Source organism: Streptomyces sp. TSRI0107 (assembly GCF_001905845.1).
GTDB lineage: Bacteria > Actinomycetota > Actinomycetes > Streptomycetales > Streptomycetaceae > Streptomyces.
Window position 1 is genome coordinate 142,962 of sequence record NZ_LIVZ01000011.1, and the last position, 19,437, is coordinate 162,398.

A 19,437-nucleotide genomic window follows, 5' to 3' on the forward strand; every position below is an offset into this window, starting at 1 on the left:
TGATCAGTCGACCGTCACTACTTCACCCGGCCGTACCAGACGCTCTTCGTCCAGATCTTCTGCAGCCGCACGACGTCCCCGGTCTTCGGGGAGTGCCAGATCTTCCCCTTTCCGGCGTAGATGCCCACGTGGTACACGCTGGACCCCGAGTGGAAGAACACCAGGTCCCCGGCCTTGCGGTTCGCGGCCGAGACGTGGCGCGTCTTGTTGTACTGCTGAGCGGCCGTACGCGGCAGGGTCTTGCCCGCCTTCTTGTACGAGTAGAGCGTGAGTCCCGAGCAGTCGAACCTCGACGGTCCGGTGGCGCCCCACTTGTACGGGGAGCCCTTCTTCGAGGCGGCGACCTGGAGCGCCTTCTTCGCCGGCGTGGCGGCCGCGGCCTCCTGGGCGAAGCCAGGGGCGATCATGGAGCCGCCCACCGCGGCGAGGGTGAGGGCCGAGGCCGTACCGGCCCGGGCCATGAGTGACGGGACACGATTGAGCGCGGTCATGCGCAACCCTTCGTCAGCCGCCTGTGAAGGATGACCTGTCGGATTCGGGCTGGCGAAGTTGCCCGGCCGCGTTGCCGCGGCTTCACCCCAAGGACCGCTCGGCCCGGTCGTGGCGTGACCGTTCCGGCGACCCGTCGTGCTTGGGTCCTCCACTCCTGCCGATCCACTCCTGTCGACCGGTCATCCGGGCGGCGGCAGGACTCGGCGTCCGCCCGGATCGCCCCGCCGCGGTGGCGGGGTCTTGTCGTCAGACAGGGATCTTGACTCACACATGTCCGAAAATCCCAACGGAACCGGGGATTTGTGGTCTTCCTCACCACTCATCCGTTCGGGTGGACACCCTGACGACGCGTCGGGTGTCAAGACCGTCAAAGCCCCCCGGACCAGCGGCGGAACGCTCGATTCCGCCCTGAAGGTCCCCCCTCGGCGCAACCTGGGCCACCCCGAAAAAGGACCCTTGGATACGCCGATGGTGGGTAATCCGTTCAGTCCGTTTCAACCCCGCCGCGGACGCCCCGTCACCTGCGCCGGAGACGCGGGCCAAGCACGCCGTGCGTCAACTGTCGGAGAGCGGTGGAAGGCTGACGCGCGCCGTCCGGCGTTCACCGTCGAGCACGCGCAGCGCCCGCGCGAGAGTCGGCGCGTGCAGCTCGGTCTCGCCCCGCTGGTGCATCAGCGCCAATGCGTCCCGCAGGGCCACGGCCTTGGCCACCAGCGCCTGGGCGGCGCGCAGTCCGCCATACGTGTGACCCTCCCGGCCGGGGTTGATCCGGCCGAGCAGGTCCACCGCCTCCAGGTAACGGTCGATCAACTCGCTCTCGGCCCGGGTGAGCGCGGGCAGCGGCGGCAGTTCCGGCGGCAGCATCGGCGGCTCACCTCGCGCCGGGCGCGGCGGCCGACGTCTTGCGGCCGGTGACGATCCGGTCCACCAGGCCGTACTCCAGCGCCTCCCGCGCGGTGAGGATCTTCTCCCGCTCGATGTCGGCGCTCACCTGCTCCGGAGTGCGCCCGGTGTGCCGTACCAGCATCTCCTCCAGGCGGCCCCGCACGCGGGTCAGTTCCTCGGCCTGGACGGCGAGGTCGCTCGCCTGACCGTGCACCGGTTCGGGCACGGCGGGCTGATGGATCATCACCCGGGCGCCCGGCAGGGCACAGCGCTTGCCCGGGGTCCCCGCGGCCAGCAGTACGGCGGCCGACGGGCCGGCCTGGCCGAGGCAGATCGTCTCGACGTCGCAGGTCACGAACCGGAGGGTGTCGTAGACCGCCGCCATGGCGGTGAACGAGCCGCCGGGGGAGTTGATGTACAGCGAGATGTCCCGGTCCGGAGCCTGGTACTCCAGGTGCATGAACTGGGCGATCACGTCGTTCGCCGAGGCGTCGTCGAGCGGGGTGCCGAGGAAGACGATGCGCTCCTCCAGCAGCTTCGAGTACGGATCCGTCGTCCGGCGGCCGAGGCTGGTGCGTTCGGTGAACTCGGGCAGGACGTGACGGGCGGACGGCGGGGCGGGCTCTCGGGTCATACGGACCCCTCCTCACAGCGGAGCTGTCTCCGTAAAAAATGTACAGGACGTACATGACGTAATGTGGAGACCATGGCCTACGAGATTCCGGTGACGCAAGCCAGGGCTGAGCTCGCCGATTTGATCAACCGGGTGGTCTACGGCGGCGAGCGTGTCGTCGTGACCCGTCACGGCAAGCCCCTCGTCGCCCTCGTCTCCGCCGCTGACCTGCAGCGACTCGAAGAGTCCAAGGAGTCCGGGGAGCCCGAGGAGGAGCAGGTGATCAGCGCCGTCTCCCGGGTCCACGAGGTCGCGTCCGCTCCCCGCGAACAGCAGCGGTTCGGCATCGCCGCGGAACACCGAGGGCCCGCCCCGTCGTGACGACGAGAGCGGGCCCCTGGGAGGCGGGTGGTCAGCCGGCGAGCGCGGGCTCCCGGCCGGCGGCCGGTTCGGCCTCGCGGGCACGGGACTTCAGCGCCGCGCCGAGCAGCACCGCCCCCAGGCCCAGCGCCGCCCACCAGACGAGGGTCAGGAGGGGGCCGGTCGCCGCGGCTCCGTCGAAGTAGGACACCGAGCGCAGCAGGGACGCCCCGGCGCCCGGCGGCAGCCACTGGCCGATCGCCCCGGCCGGCTCCGGCAGCAGCTGCGGCGCCCCCGCGGCGCCGGAGAACGGGTTGCCGAGCAGCATCACCACGGCCGACGCGAGGCCGATCCCGGCGGGGCCCAGCAGGGCGGCGAGCCCGGCGACCCCACCGGACACCGCCAGCGTGGCCAGCCCGAGCACCCCGGCCTCCGCCCACCAGTCGCCGGTCAGGACCCCCAGCCAGCTGTGCGCGATCGCGGCCGCGGCGAGGCCGACCAGCGCCGAGGCGCCGACGAGCGCGGTCACGGCACGCGTGCCGCGCATCCCGAGCAGGGTCACCGCCGCGCCGGCGGCCATCCCGGCCATGGTGAGCGGCAGCACGCTCGCGCCCAGGGCCGCGCCGCGCGGGTCGTTCTCCGGGGCGGGCACCACGTCGACCGTCGGGACCTGCGTGCCCTCGGCGGCCGCCTGCCCGTTCACCGCCTGTCGCAGCAGCTGGGCGACCGTCGGGCTGGCCGCCGACGCGGTGAGCAGCCGGGGCCCCTGCTCGGTGACCACGACCGCGCCGTAGACCTCGCGGTCCTCGATCGCGTCGCGGGCGGCCGTCTCGTCGGCGTAGCGGTGGATCTCGAAGGCGCCGTCCCGCCGGCTCAGCCGCTCTTCGACCTGCGCGGCCGCGGCGGCGGGCCCGGCGACGCCGAGCGGCAGGTCGCGCGGTGCCGTGCGGGCGGCGGGCCAGGCGAAGGCCCACAGCGCGAGAGCCGCGAGAAGCGGGACGAGGACGACGACCGCGAGCAGGCGGCGCGCCGTGGGTATGGGGCGCGTGGCGGACATGGGGGTCTCCCGGGGCGGTAAAAAGAAGGATCGTTCGTTTTAAGCTCGCCACCACCGTCCCGCCGCGGCCCCGCCTTGTCAAGAAGGAATGTTCGTTTTACGTTCTGGGCCATGGCCCGCGTATCCCAGGAACACCTCGACGCCCGCCGCCGGCAGATCCTCGACGGCGCCGCGCTCTGCTTCGCCCGCAACGGCTTCCACGCCACCTCCATGCAGGACGTGCTCAAGGAGGTGGACCTGTCGGCGGGCGCGGTCTACCGCTACTTCCGCGGCAAGGACGAGCTGATCGCCGCGATCGTCGCCGAGGTGCTGGGGGAGGTGAGGGCCGCCTTCGAGGAGGCCACCCGGCAGAGCCCGCCCCCGCCGCCGGACGCCCTGGTCGCCTCGGTGCTCGGTCACACTCTGGAGGCGCGCGGGTACCTCTCGGTCGACGGGGAACCGGCCTTCCCGCGCCTCATCGTCACGGTCTGGACGGAGATCGTGCGCAACGAGGAGCTGGCGGGTGTCCTCAGGGAAGGCTACGGCGCGGTGCGCGCCGCCTGGACCAAGGTCGTCGAGGCCTACCAGGAGGCCGGGATGATGCGGGCCGACCTGCCCGCGGACGACGTGGCCCGCACGATGATCGCCACCGTGCAGGGATTCATCGTGCAGCAGTCGCTGTTCGGGCCGGTGCCGGTCGAGGTGCTGCGCAACGGACTTCGGGCGCTGATGAGCATGGGGCAGCCCAGCGCCGGGTCATGAGGCGTTCAAAGTCTGGTTAACGTCGTTGAAACTCCGGCGAACTAGCCTGCCCATCCACGCCACCAGGGGTTTTTCTACGCAGGTGGCCGCGGCAACCGGGTCCCGCACGGCCCGGAGCGAGGAATGAGGTGGGACGTGCAACTGACCCCGCACGAGCAGGAGAGGCTGCTGATCCATGTGGCGGCCGACGTCGCCGAGAAGCGCCGGGCCCGCGGCCTCAAGCTGAACCACCCCGAGGCGGTCGCCCTCATCACCTCGCACATCCTCGAAGGCGCCCGGGACGGCCGTACGGTCGCCGAACTCATGGCCTCCGGACGCAAGTTGCTCACCCGGGACGACGTCATGGAGGGCATCCCCGAGATGATCCACGACGTCCAGGTCGAGGCGACCTTCCCGGACGGCACCAAGCTGGTCACCGTCCACGACCCGATCGTCTGAGGGGGCGTCGATGATTCCCGGGGAGATCCTGTTCGCCGAGGACCCGATCGCCTGCAACGAAGGCCGTGAGGTCACCCGGCTGACCGTCCTCAACGCCGCCGACCGGCCCGTCCAGGTCGGCTCCCACTACCACTTCGCCGAGGCCAACCCCGGCCTGGAGTTCGACCGTGCCGCCGCGCGCGGCAAGCGGCTCGACGTCGCAGCCGGCACCGCCGTGCGCTTCGAGCCCGGCATCCCCGTCGACGTCGGACTCGTCCCGATCGCCGGCGCCCGCGTGGTGCCCGGGCTGCGCGGGGAGACCGGAGGAGCCCTCGATGGCTGAGATCTCACGCGCCGCCTACGCCGACCTGTTCGGCCCGACCACCGGCGACCGCATCCGGCTCGCCGACACCGATCTGCTGATCGAGATCGAGCAGGACCGCTCCGGCGGACCCGGACTCGCCGGTGACGAGGCGGTGTTCGGCGGCGGCAAGGTCATCCGCGAGTCCATGGGGCAGTCACGGGCCACGCGGGCCGAGGGGACCCCGGACACCGTCATCACGGGCGCCGTGATCGTCGACCACTGGGGCGTCGTCAAGGCCGACATCGGCATCCGCGACGGCCGCATCACCGGCATCGGCAAGGCGGGCAACCCCGACACCATGGACCGGGTCCACCCCGACCTGGTGATCGGCCCGGAGACCGAGATCATCGCCGGCAACGGGCGGATCGTCACCGCCGGCGCCGTCGACGCGCACGTCCACTTCATCTGCCCGCAGGTCGCCGACGAGGCGCTCGCCTCCGGCGTGACCACGCTGGTCGGCGGCGGCACCGGCCCCGCCGAGGGCTCCAAGGCCACCACCGTCACCCCCGGGCCCTGGCATCTGGCCCGGATGCTGGAGGCGATGGAGCAGTACCCGCTCAACATCGGCTTCCTCGGCAAGGGCAACACCGTCTCCCACGAGGCGATGCTGTCCCAGATCCGGGGCGGCGCGCTGGGCCTGAAGCTGCACGAGGACTGGGGATCCACCCCGGCCGTCATCGACGCCGCGCTGACCGTCGCCGACCGGACGGGCATCCAGGTCGCCATACACACGGACACCCTCAACGAGGCCGGGTTCGTCGGCGACACGCTCGCCGCGATCGGCGGGCGCGGCATCCACGCGTACCACACCGAGGGCGCGGGCGGCGGGCACGCGCCGGACATCATGACCGTGGTGTCCGAGCCGCACGTGCTGCCCAGCTCGACCAACCCCACCCGCCCCTACACCGTCAACACCGCCGAGGAACACCTCGACATGCTGATGGTGTGCCACCACCTGAACCCGGCCGTCCCCGAGGACCTGGCCTTCGCCGAGTCCCGGATCCGGCCCTCCACCATCGGTGCCGAGGACGTCCTGCACGACCTGGGCGCGATCTCCATCATCTCCTCGGACAGCCAGGCCATGGGCCGGATCGGCGAGGTGATCCTGCGGACCTGGCAGACCGCGCACGTGATGAAGCGACGCCGGGGAGCCCTGCCCGGGGACGGGCGCGCGGACAACCACCGGGTGCGGCGGTACGTCGCCAAGTACACGATCAACCCCGCGCTCGCGCAGGGCCTCGCCCACGAGATCGGCTCCGTCGAGAGCGGCAAGCTCGCCGACCTGGTGCTGTGGGAACCGGCGTTCTTCGGCGTCAAACCGCTCCTCGTCCTCAAGGGCGGGCAGATCGCCTACGCGCAGATGGGCGACGCCAATGCCTCCATCCCCACCCCGCAGCCGATCCTGCCTCGCCCGATGTACGGGGCGATCGGACGGGCGCCGGCCGCCAACTCGGTCAACTTCGTGGCGCCGCTCGCCCTCGAGGACGGGCTGCCGGAACGGCTCGGACTCGGCAAGCGGTTCGTGGCGATCGAGTCGACGCGCGGCGTGACCAAGGCGGACATGCGGGAGAACGACGCCCGGCCCGCCGTGCGGGTCGACCCCGACAGCTTCGCCGTGTACGTCGACGGGGAGCTGGTCGAGGCGACGCCGGCCGCCGAACTGCCCATGGCCCAGCGTTACTTCCTCTTCTGATGTCGCGCGCGGCACTGCTCGTCCTCGCGGACGGCCGGTTCCCCGCCGGAGGGCACGCGCACTCCGGCGGGGCCGAGGCCGCCGTCAAGGCCGGGCGGATCACGGAAGCGGGGAGCCTGGCGGAGTTCTGCCGGGGGCGGCTGCACACGACCGGTCTGGTGTCCGCGGCCCTGGCCGCGGCCGCCGTGCTCGGCGTGGACCCCGCGGCGCTCGACGCCGCCGCGGACGCGCGCACGCCGTCGCCCGCGCTGCGGGGCGCGGCGCGCAAGCTCGGGCGCCAGCTCATGCGGGCGGCCCGGGCGACCTGGCCGTCCGGTGAACTCGACGCCGTCGCGCTGGAGTTCCCCAAGGGCGCGCACCAGCCCGTCGTGCTCGGGCTGGCGGCCCGGGCGGCGGGGCTGGAGGCTGTCGACGCGGCGTACTGTGCGGCGTACGAGAGTGTGAGCGGGCCCGCGAGTGCGGTGGTGCGGCTGCTGAGTCTGGATCCGTTCGACGCGAGCGGGGTGCTGGCGCGGCTGGCGCCGGAGCTGGATCGTGTCGTGGATCAGGCGGTCCGGGCGGCTCTCAGGGTGGCCGACGAGGGGGTCGACGTGCTGCCGGCCGTGTCGGCGCCGTTGCTGGAGATCTCCGCGGAAGCGCATGCCGGGTGGCCTGTGCGGCTGTTCGCGTCCTGAGAGGGGTCTCGCCCCCGCCGCCCCTTCCCGTTCCCGACCCTGGGGGGTTTGCCCCCCAGACCCCCCTATCGGCCTGAACGGCCTCGTCCTCAAGCGCCGGACGGGCTGAGAGATGCCCGGCCGGGCTGACAAGGGACCCTCTAGAACTGGAGCTGCCATGCATCTCGACCACTCCCACCCCGGCCCCACCGCCGTCAGCGCCGACGCGCGTCGGCCCGACGGGGCTCGGCGGGCCCTGCGGATCGGGCTCGGCGGGCCCGTCGGGTCCGGGAAGACCGCCACCGTCGCCGCGCTCTGCCGTGCCCTGCGCGACGAGTTGTCCCTCGCCGTCGTCACCAACGACATCTACACCCGTGAGGACGCCGAGTTCCTGCTGCGGGAGGCCGTGCTGCCGCCGGAGCGGATCACCGCCGTCGAGACGGGCGCATGCCCGCACACCGCGATCCGGGACGACATCTCCGCCAATCTGGAGGCCGTCGAGGACCTGGAGGACGAGGTCGGGCCGCTGGACCTGATCCTGGTGGAGTCCGGCGGCGACAACCTCACCGCGACCTTCTCCAAGGGGCTCGTGGACGCGCAGATCTTCGTGATCGACGTGGCGGGCGGCGACGACATCCCGCGCAAGGGCGGACCCGGAGTCACCACCGCCGACCTGCTGGTGGTCAACAAGACCGACCTGGCGCCGCACGTCGGCTCCGACCTCGCCCGGATGGCGGCGGACGCCAAGGCACAGCGGGGCGAGCTGCCGGTCGTCCTCCAGTCGCTGCGCGGCGAGACCGGGGTCGCGGACGTGGCCGGCTGGGTGCGGGCACGGCTCGCCGAGTGGACGGCATGAGCCCGGCCGCCGGCGTGCGGGCCACGGCGCGGATCCGGGCCGTCGACGACGGGCGGGGCGGTACGGCGCTGCCGGTGCTGGCGGGTGAGGGCCCGCTGGCGCTGCGGCGCACCCGGGGGAGCGGTGCCGAGGCCCGCGTCATGCTCGTCGGGGCGATGAGCGGGCCGCTGGGCGGCGACCACCTCGCCGTCGAGGCGGACGTGGCCGCGAACGCCCGGCTGTGTGTGGGCTCGGCCGCGGCGACCATCGCCCTGCCGGGCCAGGCCAAGGGCGAGGCCCGCTACGACGTGCGGCTCACGGTGGCGGAGGACGCCGAACTGCACTGGCTGCCCGAGCAGTTGATCTGCGCGGCGGGCAGTGAGCTGACCGTGCGCACGAGCGTCGACCTGGGTGTGACGAGCCGGCTGGTGCTGCGTGAGGAGCAGGTGCTGGGGCGGGTGGGGGAGGAGCCCGGGCGGCTGACCAGCCGGCTGACCGTGCGGGTCGGGGGGCGGGCCGTGCTCGACCAGGAGCTTGCCTGCGGGCCCGGTGCGCCTGGGGGGTGGGACGGTCCGGCGGGGCTCGGGGGTCACCGGGCCGTGGGTCAGTTGGTCGTCGTGCGGCCGGAGTTCGCGGTGCGGCCGGTGGTGGCGCGGATGCTGGGGGAGGGGGCGGCGCTGATGCCGCTCGCCGGGCCCGCCGCGCTGGTGACGGCGGTCGCGCCCGACGCGCTGCGGCTGCGGCGGCTGCTGGACGGGGCGCTGGCCGAGCTGGGATAGCGCCCCGCTCAGCGGGATGGGCTTATCCGGTTATCGGATTGGCAAAGAAAGCCCCGCCACCCCTGTTCCCGGCCACCCCGCAGCAGTCAGGATCCCCCCTGACCACGCAACCACGCAGGGGGAGGCCCCACTTGAGGGACAACAGACCGAACAGGCGGACGGCTGCGCTCGGATCGGCCGGTGTGCTCGTCGCGGCCACCCTGATCGCCGGCGCCGTCGCGGCGCCCTCGGCCAGCGCGAGCACCGCCGGCGTGGAGGCTCGCGGCGCCGCCGAGGCCCGCCACGGTCAGGACCGTGAGGCGCGCGGCGTCGAGATCGCCGCCGCCCGCGCCGCGAAGAAGGGCGTCGACTGGCGGGACTGCCCGGCCGACTGGGGCCTGGAGAAGCCGATCCAGTGCGGCTGGGTCACCGTGCCGCTCGACTACGCCAAGCCGTACGGCAAGCAGATCGAGATAGCCGTCGACCGCATCGGCAACACCGGGAGCAAGGCAGAGCGGCAGGGCGCCCTCGTCTACAACCCGGGCGGCCCCGGCGGCTCCGGCCTGCGCTTCCCGCGCCGCGTCACCACCAACGCCCCGGTCTGGCAGAACGTGGCCAAGGCGTACGACTTCGTCGGCTTCGACCCGCGCGGCGTCGGCAAGTCCGCGCCCATCTCCTGCGTCGACCCGCAGGAGTTCGTCAAGGCGCCCAAGATGGACCCGGTGCCCGACTCCGAGGCCGACAAGCTCGCCCAGCGCAAGCTGGCCCGCGAGTACGCCGAGGGCTGCTACGAGCGCAGCGGCGAGATGCTGCCGCACATGACCACCCCGAACACCGCGCGCGACCTCGACGTCATCCGCGCCGCGCTCGGCGAGAAGAAGCTCAACTTCCTCGGTGTCTCCTACGGCACCTACCTCGGCGCCGTCTACGGCACCCTCTTCCCGGGCCACGTCCGCCGCATGATCACCGACAGTGTGGTCAACCCGTCCCGCGAGAAGATCTGGTACCAGGCCAACCTGGACCAGGACGTCGCCTTCGAGACGCGCTGGCGGGACTGGCAGGACTGGGTCGCGAAGAACGACGCGACCTTCCACCTCGGCACCACCCGCGCCGAGGTCCAGGCCGAGTGGCTGGAACTGCGCGCCACCGCGAAGAAGGAGCCCATCGGCGGGGTCGTCGGCCCGGCCGAGCTGATCGGCTTCTTCCAGAGCGCCCCGTACTACGACTCCGCGTGGGTGTCCGTCGCCACCGTGTTCAGCAAGTACGTCGCCGGTGACACCCAGGCCCTCGTCGACGCCGCCGCCCCCGACCTGTCCGACACCGCGGGCAACGCCGCCTCCGAGAACGGCAACGCCGTCTACACCGCCGTCGAGTGCGCCGACGCCAAGTGGCCCACCAGCTGGCAGCGCTGGGACCGCGACAACACCCGGCTGCACCGCGACTACCCGTTCCTGACCTGGTCCAACGCCTGGATGAACCTGCCGTGCGCCACCTGGCCGGTCAAGCAGCGCACCCCGGTGGACGTGAAGACCGGCAAGGGCCTGCCGCCGGTGCTGATCGTCCAGGCCGAGCGGGACGCGGCCACCCCCTACGGCGGCGCGCTGGAACTGCACAAGCGGTTCAAGGGCTCCCGCCTGATCACCGAGAAGAACGCCGGTTCGCACGGTGTGACCAGCCTCGTCAACTCCTGCGTCAACGAGCGGGTGGACGCCTACCTGCTCACCGGCGAGCTGGACGCCGAGGACGTGACCTGCGCACCGCACGCCACGCCCAAGCCGTAGACGGCACGCGTACGAGGTGAGGGGCGGGCCGGCGCCAGATGCGGCCCGCCCCTCGCCGCTCACGCGCGGGCCGCCAGCCAGGCGTCCTCCGCCGCGTAGTCGAAGAGGTCCGGGTAGACCCCGGCCAGCAGCGGGAACGCCTCCCGCCAGTCCCGTCCGCCGGCCAGCCGCCCCGCCAGCCACTCGACCGTCTCGGGCAGGCCCTCGGCGTAGGAAGACACCACCGGGCGATAGCCCAGCTCCCGTTCGGCGGCGGACATGTCGCACACCACCGGCCGCTCGGCCGACCATGGCGACTTGCCGACGGCAGGGCCCGGCGGCGGACCGTCGAAGGACACCGTCTCGGTCCGCACCCCCATCACCGCGTCGACTGCCGCCCCGATCCCGGCCACCGTCGGCGCGTCCGGGTCCACCGCGTTGAGCACCCGCGAACCGGGCCGCGCCGCCGCCAGCCGCACCAGTTCGGCGATGTTGCGCACCTGCGCGCCGTGGAACCGGCTCTCCCCGCCGAACGCCAGCACCCGCCGGCGCCGCCCGTCGAGGTTCCGCTTCACGAAGTACAGCTCGCGCGGCAGCGGACTGTACGGGCCGTGCACCGCGCCCGCGCGCAGCAGCGTCACCGGCAGCCGGTCGCCCGCCGCGAGGAGGTCGCGCTCCAGGGCCGCCTTGCCCGTGCTGTAGGAGGTGTCGCCGGGCGCCACGGTCGGCTGGTCCTCGCGGATCGGCACCGGGTACTCGGGGAAGCCGTCCGGCTGGTCCATCGTGTCGAAGCCGCGGCCCTCGCCGTCCTCGTACACCGACACCGTGGAGATCACCACGGCGGAGCCGATCCGCCCCGACAGGTCCGTCAACTGCCGTGCGTGACGCGCGCCGTACGCGACGACGTCCACCACCAGGTCGCAGCCGTCGCCGACCACCGCGGCCAGCGCGGCGTCGTCCTCGCGGTCCAGCCGCACCGGCCGCACCCCGTCGGGCCAGCCCGCGTCCCGGCCGCCGCCGCGCGACGCGGCCGTCACCTGCCAGCCGTCCCGCGCCAGCGCGGCCACCGCCGGACGCCCGATCTGCCCTGTCGCTCCGATCACCACAGCACGCTTCATGCGGCGACCGTACGCGCCGGACGACCGGACGCCACAGCGGCTTCGCCGACAGCAGAGGTCAGCTCAACGGCAGCCGCCGGAACCTGCGTTCCCTGGCCGCGGCCTCGTGCTCCGCCTTCACCACGGCCGCGTACCGGTCGACGTACTCCTGCCCGGACAACCCGAGGATCGCGTACATGATCTCGTCCGTGACGGCACGCAGGACCGCCTTCTCGTTCTCCATGCCCGCGTAGCGGGAGAAGTCCAGCGGCTCACCGAAGCGGATCACCACCGGATGGATCCGGGGCACCTTCCGGCCGGGCGGTTGCGCCTCGAAGGTGCCGATCATCGCGCACGGCACCACCGGGACCCCGGCCTTCAGCGCCATCACCGCGACCCCGACCTTCCCCTTGTACAGCCGCCCGTCGTGCGACCGGGTCCCCTCCGGGTAGATCCCGAGCAGTTCCCCCTTCCCCAGCACTCCGAGCCCTTCCCGGATCGCCGCCTGCCCCGCGTCCTTCCCGGAGCGGTCCACCGGGATCTGCCCGGCGCTGCGGAAGAACGCGGCGGTGAGCCGCCCCTTCACACCCGGCCCCGTGAAGTACTCCGCCTTCGCCAGGAAGGTGATCCGCCGCTTCAGCACCGCCGGCATCAGGAAGTGGTCCGAGAAGGACAGGTGGTTCCCGGCGACGATGGCCGCCCCCGACGCCGGGACATGCTCCAGCCCTTCGATCCGGGGCCGGAACACCAGCCTCAGCAGCGGGCCCAGCAGGACGTACTTGAGCAGGTGGTAGAACAACGGGATGCTCCTCCCTGTCAGGGGCTCCCCGCATTTTTGAAGAGACGGCGACCCAAGGGAAGAGCCCCGCACTCAGCCCTGTGCCAGTACCTTCTCCAACGCCCCGATCGCGGAGCGCAGTTCCTCGCCGGTGATGGTCAGCGGGGGCGCCAGGCGGATCGTGGAGCCGTGGGTGTCCTTGACGAGGACGCCCTCCCGCATCAGGCGTTCGCTGATCTCCCGGCCGGTGCCGATGGCCGGGTCGATGTCGACGCCCGCCCACAGCCCGCGGGCGCGGAAGCCGACCACGCCCTTGCCGGTCAGCTCGGTGAGCGCGCCCCGCAGGACGACGCCCAGCTCGGCGGCCCGGCGCTGGAACTCCCCGCTCTCCAGCAGGTCGACGACGGCCGTGCCGACGGCGGCGGCGAGCGGGTTGCCGCCGAAGGTGGAGCCGTGCTCGCCGGGGCGCAGGACGCTCAGCACCTCCCGGCGGGCCGCCACCGCCGACACCGGCACGATGCCGCCGCCCAGCGCCTTGCCGAGCAGGACCACGTCCGGGACGACGTCCTCGTGCTCCACGGCGAGGGTGCGGCCGGTGCGGCCGAGGCCGGACTGGATCTCGTCGGCGATGAACAGGCAGCCCGCGCGTTCCGTCAGCTCGCGCACCCCCGCCAGGTAGCCGTCGTCGGGGACGACCACGCCCGCCTCGCCCTGGATCGGCTCGATCAGCACCGCCGCCGTCGTCTCGTCGACGGCCGCCTCCAGCGCCGCCAGGTCGTTGTACGGGACGATCCGGAAGCCCGGCGTGAAGGGCCCGAAGCCGGTGCGGGCCGTCTCGTCCGTGGAGAAGCTGACGATCGTCGTCGTACGGCCGTGGAAGTTCTCCGCCGCGACGACGATCGTCGCCCGGTCGGCGGGGACGCCCTTGACGTCGTACGCCCACTTCCGCGCCACCTTGATGCCGCTCTCCACCGCCTCCGCGCCGGTGTTCATCGGCAGCACCATGTCCAGGCCGGTCAGCGCGGCCAGCCGCTCGGCGAACCCGGCGAGCCGGTCGTTGTGGAACGCGCGGGAGGTGAGTGTGAGGCGGTCCAGCTGGCGGTGCGCGGCCTCGACGAGGGCGGGGTGGCGGTGGCCGAAGTTGAGGGCCGAGTAGCCGGCCAGCATGTCCAGGTACTGGCGGCCCTCGACGTCCTCCACCCAGCAGCCCTCGGCGCGCGCCACGACCACGGGCAGCGGGTGGTAGTTGTGCGCGAGGACGGGCCGCTCCGCGGCGATCAGCTCGGCGGAATCACGGGTGGTGCGGGCGGGTGCGGTCATGAACGGATCTCCTGAGTGCAGCACTTGATGCCGCCGCCGGCCTTGTGGAATTCCGACAGGTCGACGGGGACGGGGACATAGCCGTGGTCGTCGAGCCGCGCGGCCAGCGCCTCGGCGCGCGGCGCGATGAAGACGTGACGGCCGTCGGACACCGAGTTCAGGCCGAACGCCAGCGCGTCGTCACGGGTGGCGAGCACCGCGTCCGGGAACAGCCGCTTCAGCACCTCGCGGCTGCCCGGCGAGAACGCCTCCGGGTAGTACACGACGTTGTTGCCGTCGGCGGAGTCGTCGAGGACGAACAGCGCCGTGTCCAGGTGGTAGAAGTACGGGTCCACCAGCGTCAGGCTGATCACCGGGTGGCCGAAGAACTCCTGCGCCTCGCGGTGCGCCTCACGGGTCGTCCGGAACCCGGTGCCGGCCAGCATGTACCGGCCCGTCCAGACCAGGTCGCCCTCGCCCTCGCACACCGACTCCGGCCGGTGCACGGCGTAGCCCGCCGTCTTGAACCAGGTCTCGTAGTGCGACGACTCCGGGCGGCGTTCGGGGGCGTGGAAGAGGGAGCCGAAGACGCGGCCGCCGACGACGACCGCCGAGTTCGCGGCGAAGACCATGTCCGGCAGGCCCGGCACCGGCTCCACCGTGTCGATCGTGTGGCCATGGCTCCGGTAGGCGCCGATCAGCGCCCGCCACTGCTCCTGGGCGAGGTCGACGTCGACCCGGACGTCGGGATGCATCCAGGGGTTGATCGCGTACTGCACGGCGAAGTGTCTGGGTTCGCAGACGAGGAAGCGCCGCCGGCGCGGCACACGGCTTTCGGACACAGAGGGGTTCCTCCGCTTCCTGCGGTGTCGACTGGGGGTTGACACCACGGTAGAAAGGGCCCCGGACGGTCGACAAGAAACGAAAGCTGCGTGTTCACGCAGGATCGCTGCGTTGTGATCAGCTCAGACGCACGTCTCCTGCGCCGTCCGGAGCGGGCTGGTTCGCACCCGCCTCAGGACTCTCCGGGATCAGATGGGACAGCACCATCACACTGATCGTCTTGCGGATGAACGGCTCGGTGCGGATCCGCTCCAGCACCTCCTCGAAGTGCTCCACGTCCCGCGCCCGCACATGCAGCAGCGCGTCCGCGCCGCCCGTCACCGTCATCGCCGCGGTGATCTCCGGATGGTTGCGCACCACCTCCGCCAGCCGCCGCGGCGGCGCCGCGCCCTCGCAGTACACCTCGACGTACGCCTCCGTACGCCAGCCCAGCGCCGACGGCTTCACCGTCGCCGTGAACCCGGTGATCACCCCGGTCTCCCGCAGCCGGTCCACCCGGCGCTTGACCGCCGTCGCGGACAGCCCGATCGCCGCGCCGATCTCGGCGAAACTGGTCCGCGCGTTCGCCATCAACGCGGTGACGATCTTCCGGTCGAGATCGTCGAAGGACGCCGCCCTGCTGTTCATGGCGGCACTGTATCCAGCGCGAACGTCCCGCGAGCGTCCCGGGAAGCTCCCGGGAACGTCCGTGCGACGGCCCGTGTGCAGGCGTACGAATTACTCCTACACTCCGGGTTCATGCTGCGCGCCCTGGCTGTCGACGACGAACGCCCCTCGCTGGAGGAACTGCTCTACCTCCTGCACGCCGATCCCCGCATCGGCAGCGCCGAGGGGGCCGGCGACGCGACCGAGGCGCTGCGCCGCATCAACCGCGCCCTGGAGTCCGGCCCCGACGGGCCCGAGGCGATCGACGTCGTCTTCCTCGACATCCACATGCCCGGCCTCGACGGCCTCGACCTCGCCCGGCTGCTCACCGGCTTCGCCCACCCCCCGCTGGTCGTGTTCGTCACCGCCCACGAGGACTTCGCCGTCCAGGCGTTCGACCTCAAGGCCGTCGACTACGTCCTCAAACCCGTCCGCAAGGAACGCCTCGCCGAGGCCGTCCGCCGCGCCGCCGAACAGCGCGGCAGCGCCGCCCCCCGCATCCCCGTGCACGAACCCGACCCCGACCACATACCCGTCGAGCTCGGCGGCGTGACCCGCTTCGTCGCCGTCGGCGACATCACCCACGTCGAGGCCCAGGGCGACTACGCCCGCCTCCACACCGGCCAGGGCGGCAGCCACCTGATCCGCGTCCCGCTGTCCACCCTCGAGGAACGCTGGCGCGCCCGCGGCTTCGTCCGCATCCACCGCCGCCACCTGGTCGCCCTCCACCACATCGGCGAACTCCGTCTCGACGCCGGCACGGTCAGCGTCCTGGTCGGCTCCGAGGAACTCCAGGTCAGCCGCCGCCACGCCCGTGAGCTGCGGGACCTGCTGATGAGGAGGCCGTGAGCCGTGCCGCAGAGCCCCGCCGACCGCCGGGTCGTCGTCACCGGCCCGCCCCGCCGCGCACGCCGCGTCCCCGCCTCCTACCGCCCCCGCACCGAGATCGACGAGCAGACCACCCTCGGCCACACCTACGTCCGCTCCCTGATGCGCAGCCAGCTGCGCGCCGCCCTCACCGTGTGCGCCGCCCTCGTCCTGCTCGTCGGCCCGCTGCCCCTGGTCTTCGCCTCGGCCCCGAACGCCGGCCGCCTGCAATGGCTGGTGCTCGGCTTCTGCCTCTACGCGCCCCTGGTCCTGCTCGGCTTCTGGTACGTGCGCCGCGCCGAACGCAACGAACGGGACTTCGTGCGCCTGGTCGAGGACCGCTGAGACCGGGAAACACCTGCCGTGAACTCCTCCTACGCCGTCCCCGCCGTCGCCCTCGTCGTGCTCGCCACCGTCCTCGTCGGCGCCTTCGGCCTGCGCATCTCCCGCACCACCTCCGACTTCTACGTCGCCTCCCGCACCGTCGGCCCCCGCCTGAACGCGGCCGCCATCAGCGGCGAGTACCTGTCCGCCGCCTCCTTCCTCGGCATCGCGGGCCTCGTCCTCGTCCAGGGCCCCGACATGCTCTGGTACCCGGTCGGCTACACCGCCGGCTACCTCGTCCTGCTGCTCTTCGTCGCCGCCCCGCTGCGCCGCTCCGGCGCCTACACCCTCCCCGACTTCGCCGAGGCCCGGCTCGCCTCGCAGGCGGTACGACGGCTCGCGGGCGCCTTCGTCGTCGGCGTCGGCTGGCTGTACCTGCTGCCCCAGCTGCAGGGCGCCGGACTCACCCTGACCGTGCTGACCGGGGCGCCGGACTGGCTCGGCGGGATCATCGTCGCCGTCGTCGTGGTGGCCATCGTCGCCGCGGGCGGCATGCGCAGCATCACCTTCGTCCAGGCCTTCCAGTACTGGCTGAAACTGACCGCCCTGCTCGTCCCCGCCTTCTTCCTGGTCCTCGCCTGGCAGGCCGACGGCGGCCCGCACCGCGCCTTCGACGAACCGGCCGCCTTCCGCGAACAACGCGCCGTCCGCGTCGACGCCACCCTCGACCTGCGCCTCGACCGCGCCCTCACGGTCACCGTCGACGGCACCGTCGACGGCCGCGCCTACGACGACACCGAGGCCCGCCTGCCCGCCGGCACCCACCGCATCGACCAGGGCACCCGCCTCACCTTCGCGCCCGGCACCGAGGTCCCGGCCGCCGACCGCGGCAGCAACGGCGGCATGTCGACCTCCCTCGCCGCGGGCCGCGAGGACCGCCCGCTGTACGCCACGTACGGGCTGATCCTCGCCACCTTCCTCGGCACCATGGGCCTGCCGCACGTCGTCGTCCGCTTCTACACCAGCCCGCACGGCGTCGCCGCCCGCCGCACCACGGTCGCCGTCCTCGCCCTGATCGGCGCCTTCTACCTGCTGCCGCCCGTCTACGGCGCCCTCGGCCGTCTCTACGCCCCCGAACTCACCCTCACCGGCGACGCCGACGCGGCCGTCCTGCTGCTGCCCGGCCGCATGATCGGCGGAGTCGGCGGCGACCTCCTCGGCGCGCTGCTCGCCGGAGGCGCCTTCGCCGCCTTCCTGTCCACCGCCTCCGGACTCGCCATGGCCGTCGCCGGAGTGCTCACCCAGGACGTGCTCCCCACCCGCGGAGTACGGCACTTCCGGCTCGGCACGCTGCTCGCCATGTCGGCCCCGCTCGCGGCGAGCGTCCTGGTCGGCGGACTGCCCGTCGCCGACGCGGTCGGACTCGCCTTCGCCGTCTCGGCGTCCTCGTTCTGCCCGCTGCTCGTCCTCGGCATCTGGTGGCGGCGGCTCACCCCGCCCGGTGCCGCGGCCGGGATGCTGGTCGGCGGCGGCTCCGCGTTCGCCGCCGTCGCCGCCACCATGGCGGGCTTCCCGGGCGGCGGCCCGCTGCACGCCCTGCTCGCCTGGCCCGCCCTGTGGACCGTGCCGCTCGGCTTCCTCACCATGATCCTGGTGTCGCTGGCGACCCCGGCCCGCGTCCCACCCGGCACGGCGGCCGTCCTGGCCCGCTTCCACCTGCCGGAGCAGCTGCGCACGGAGGTGAAGGCGTGAGCGGATTCCTCGCCGGGCTGTGCGTGGCGATCCTGCCGCTGCTCGCCGCCGGCTACTGGCTCGGGCGGCGCACCGCGCGCACCCAGAACCTCGGCGGCCTCGGCACACCCGTCGAGCACGCCACCTTCCAGACCCTGCACACCGCCTCCCTCGCCGCGCCCCCGCTGCGCGCCGGGCTCACCGAGGAGACGGCCCGCAAGTCGGCCCGCCGGCTGCGCACCCTGCTCGGCACGGACGCCCTCTGCCTCACCGACGACACCCGGGTGCTCGCCTGGGACGGCCTCGGCGCACACCACCGCGCCGAGGTCCTCCAGCGGCTCGCCGGACCGCTGGAGACCGGCCGCGGCGAGGCCTTCCCGCTCGGCTGCGACACCCCCGACTGCCCGCTGCGCTGGGCCGTCGTCGCCCCCCTCACCGTCGACGACCGGGTGCACGGCGCCCTCGTCGCCTGCGCCCCGCGCGAGTCCGCCGTGCTCGTCCGGGCCGCCGCCGAAGTCGCCCGCTGGGTCTCCGTGCAGCTCGAACTCGCCGACCTCGACCGCTCCCGCACCCGGCTGATCGAGGCCGAGATCAAGGCCCTGCGCGCCCAGATCTCCCCGCACTTCATCTTCAACTCGCTCGCGGTGATCGCCTCGTTCGTCCGCACCGACCCCGAGCGCGCCCGCGAACTGCTCCTGGAGTTCGCCGACTTCACCCGCTACTCGTTCCGCCGGCACGGCGACTTCACCACCCTCGCCGACGAACTCCACGCCATCGACCACTATCTGGCGCTGGTCCGGGCCCGCTTCGGCGACCGGCTCTCCGTCACCCTCCAGATCGCCCCCGAGGTCCTGACCGTCACCCTGCCCTACCTCTGCCTCCAGCCGCTGGTGGAGAACGCCGTCAAGCACGGCCTGGAGGGCAAGGCGGGCCGGTGCCGCATCGGCATCACCGCCCAGGACGCGGGCGCCGAGGCCCTGGTGGTCATCGAGGACGACGGCGCCGGCATGGACCCCGAACTGCTGCGCCGCATCCTCGCGGGCGAGGTCAGCCCGTCCGGCGGCATCGGACTGTCCAACGTCGACGACCGGCTCCGCCAGGTGTACGGCGACGACCACGGCCTCGTGATCGAGACCGCGGTCGGCGCGGGCATGAAGGTCACCGCCCGGCTGCCGAAGTACCAGCCGGGCGTCCACTCGGCGGGCGGCCTGGCCCGCGAGTAGGG

The 19,437-nt window shown here is 72.8% G+C and carries 22 protein-coding genes; 13 read left to right on the forward strand and 9 right to left on the reverse strand.

The genetic code is table 11. The annotated features are described in order from the left end of the window. Positions 1-17: 17 nt before the first annotated feature. From AMK31_RS28275 to AMK31_RS28285, 3 genes are all read right to left on the reverse strand, one after another. Entirely contained in the window at positions 18-491 is a 474-nt protein-coding gene (locus tag AMK31_RS28275) for a C40 family peptidase (RefSeq protein WP_073943505.1), read from the reverse strand. A gap of 556 nt (positions 492-1,047) precedes the next feature. Then, positions 1,048-1,356 (reverse strand): hypothetical protein, encoded by a 309-nt coding sequence (locus AMK31_RS28280; RefSeq protein WP_073943506.1) that lies wholly within the window; start codon positions 1,354-1,356, stop codon positions 1,048-1,050. A gap of 7 nt (positions 1,357-1,363) precedes the next feature. After that, positions 1,364-2,011 (reverse strand): ATP-dependent Clp protease proteolytic subunit, encoded by a 648-nt coding sequence (locus AMK31_RS28285; protein WP_073943507.1) that lies wholly within the window; start codon positions 2,009-2,011, stop codon positions 1,364-1,366. A 72-nt stretch (positions 2,012-2,083) separates the two neighbouring features. On the opposite strand from AMK31_RS28285, the gene AMK31_RS28290 reads away from it, so the two are divergent. Continuing rightward, complete coding sequence (locus AMK31_RS28290) at positions 2,084-2,371, forward strand: type II toxin-antitoxin system Phd/YefM family antitoxin (protein WP_073943668.1); 288 nt, start codon at positions 2,084-2,086, stop codon at positions 2,369-2,371. Positions 2,372-2,402: 31 nt separating this feature from the next. Here the strand turns inward: AMK31_RS28290 and AMK31_RS28295 are convergent, their stop codons facing one another. Further along, positions 2,403-3,407: an ABC transporter permease gene (locus AMK31_RS28295; RefSeq protein ID WP_073943508.1), complete on the reverse strand. Its 1,005-nt coding sequence runs from the start codon at positions 3,405-3,407 to the stop codon at positions 2,403-2,405. A 111-nt stretch (positions 3,408-3,518) separates the two neighbouring features. On the opposite strand from AMK31_RS28295, the gene AMK31_RS28300 reads away from it, so the two are divergent. From AMK31_RS28300 to AMK31_RS28335, 8 genes are all read left to right on the forward strand, one after another. Beyond that, complete coding sequence (locus AMK31_RS28300) at positions 3,519-4,148, forward strand: TetR/AcrR family transcriptional regulator (RefSeq protein WP_073943509.1); 630 nt, start codon at positions 3,519-3,521, stop codon at positions 4,146-4,148. A 135-nt stretch (positions 4,149-4,283) separates the two neighbouring features. Next, the gene (locus tag AMK31_RS28305; RefSeq protein ID WP_010355509.1) at positions 4,284-4,586 is read left to right on the forward strand and encodes an urease subunit gamma; all 303 of its coding nucleotides are present in this window, start codon (positions 4,284-4,286) and stop codon (positions 4,584-4,586) included. 10 nt (positions 4,587-4,596) lie between these two features. Then, complete coding sequence (locus AMK31_RS28310; protein WP_073943510.1) at positions 4,597-4,908, forward strand: urease subunit beta; 312 nt, start codon at positions 4,597-4,599, stop codon at positions 4,906-4,908. Next, complete coding sequence (locus AMK31_RS28315) at positions 4,901-6,622, forward strand: urease subunit alpha (RefSeq protein WP_073943511.1); 1,722 nt, start codon at positions 4,901-4,903, stop codon at positions 6,620-6,622. Before AMK31_RS28310 ends, AMK31_RS28315 begins: the two co-directional genes overlap by 8 nt. After that, on the forward strand, positions 6,622-7,296 hold the full coding sequence (locus AMK31_RS28320) for an urease accessory protein UreF (protein ID WP_073943512.1): 675 nt from the start codon (positions 6,622-6,624) through the stop codon (positions 7,294-7,296). Before AMK31_RS28315 ends, AMK31_RS28320 begins: the two co-directional genes overlap by 1 nt. 157 nt (positions 7,297-7,453) lie before the next feature. Next, positions 7,454-8,131, forward strand: a complete 678-nt coding sequence (gene ureG / locus AMK31_RS28325; RefSeq protein ID WP_073943513.1) for an urease accessory protein UreG — start codon at positions 7,454-7,456, stop codon at positions 8,129-8,131. Further along, entirely contained in the window at positions 8,128-8,889 is a 762-nt protein-coding gene (locus tag AMK31_RS28330) for an urease accessory protein UreD (protein ID WP_073943669.1), read from the forward strand. The genes ureG and AMK31_RS28330 overlap by 4 nt, the downstream gene beginning before the upstream one ends. Before the next feature lie 131 nt (positions 8,890-9,020). Next, positions 9,021-10,649, forward strand: coding sequence for an alpha/beta hydrolase (locus AMK31_RS28335; protein ID WP_073943514.1), 1,629 nt, complete (start codon positions 9,021-9,023; stop codon positions 10,647-10,649). 59 nt (positions 10,650-10,708) lie between these two features. Here AMK31_RS28335 and AMK31_RS28340 read toward each other — a convergent pair whose 3' ends face one another. The 5 genes from AMK31_RS28340 to AMK31_RS28360 all read right to left on the reverse strand — a co-directional run bounded on the left by AMK31_RS28340 (position 10,709) and on the right by AMK31_RS28360 (position 15,272). Next, entirely contained in the window at positions 10,709-11,746 is a 1,038-nt protein-coding gene (locus AMK31_RS28340) for an NAD-dependent epimerase/dehydratase family protein (protein ID WP_198948588.1), read from the reverse strand. A 58-nt stretch (positions 11,747-11,804) separates the two neighbouring features. After that, positions 11,805-12,524: a lysophospholipid acyltransferase family protein gene (locus AMK31_RS28345; RefSeq protein ID WP_073943516.1), complete on the reverse strand. Its 720-nt coding sequence runs from the start codon at positions 12,522-12,524 to the stop codon at positions 11,805-11,807. Between the two features lie 72 nt (positions 12,525-12,596). Further along, the gene (gene rocD, locus AMK31_RS28350) at positions 12,597-13,823 is read right to left on the reverse strand and encodes an ornithine--oxo-acid transaminase (RefSeq protein WP_073943517.1); all 1,227 of its coding nucleotides are present in this window, start codon (positions 13,821-13,823) and stop codon (positions 12,597-12,599) included. Continuing rightward, the gene (ddaH, locus tag AMK31_RS28355) at positions 13,820-14,644 is read right to left on the reverse strand and encodes a dimethylargininase (RefSeq protein WP_073943518.1); all 825 of its coding nucleotides are present in this window, start codon (positions 14,642-14,644) and stop codon (positions 13,820-13,822) included. Before ddaH ends, rocD begins: the two co-directional genes overlap by 4 nt. A gap of 118 nt (positions 14,645-14,762) precedes the next feature. Next, on the reverse strand, positions 14,763-15,272 hold the full coding sequence (locus AMK31_RS28360) for an Lrp/AsnC family transcriptional regulator (protein WP_073943519.1): 510 nt from the start codon (positions 15,270-15,272) through the stop codon (positions 14,763-14,765). A gap of 111 nt (positions 15,273-15,383) precedes the next feature. On the opposite strand from AMK31_RS28360, the gene AMK31_RS28365 reads away from it, so the two are divergent. Genes AMK31_RS28365 through AMK31_RS28380 form a run of 4 tightly spaced genes read left to right on the forward strand, consistent with a single transcriptional unit; the run spans position 15,384 to position 19,435 of the window. After that, a complete protein-coding gene (locus AMK31_RS28365; RefSeq protein WP_073943520.1) occupies positions 15,384-16,139 on the forward strand; it encodes a LytR/AlgR family response regulator transcription factor in 756 nt (251 codons plus the stop codon). Between the two features lie 3 nt (positions 16,140-16,142). After that, positions 16,143-16,502 (forward strand): hypothetical protein, encoded by a 360-nt coding sequence (locus AMK31_RS28370; RefSeq protein WP_073943521.1) that lies wholly within the window; start codon positions 16,143-16,145, stop codon positions 16,500-16,502. A gap of 18 nt (positions 16,503-16,520) precedes the next feature. Further along, positions 16,521-18,233 carry a sodium/solute symporter gene (locus AMK31_RS28375; RefSeq protein WP_073943522.1) on the forward strand — a complete coding sequence of 571 codons (1,713 nt, stop codon included), beginning with the start codon at positions 16,521-16,523 and terminating at the stop codon, positions 18,231-18,233. Further along, the gene (locus tag AMK31_RS28380; RefSeq protein ID WP_073943523.1) at positions 18,230-19,435 is read left to right on the forward strand and encodes a histidine kinase; all 1,206 of its coding nucleotides are present in this window, start codon (positions 18,230-18,232) and stop codon (positions 19,433-19,435) included. The genes AMK31_RS28375 and AMK31_RS28380 overlap by 4 nt, the downstream gene beginning before the upstream one ends. The last annotated feature ends 2 nt before the right edge of the window (positions 19,436-19,437 follow it).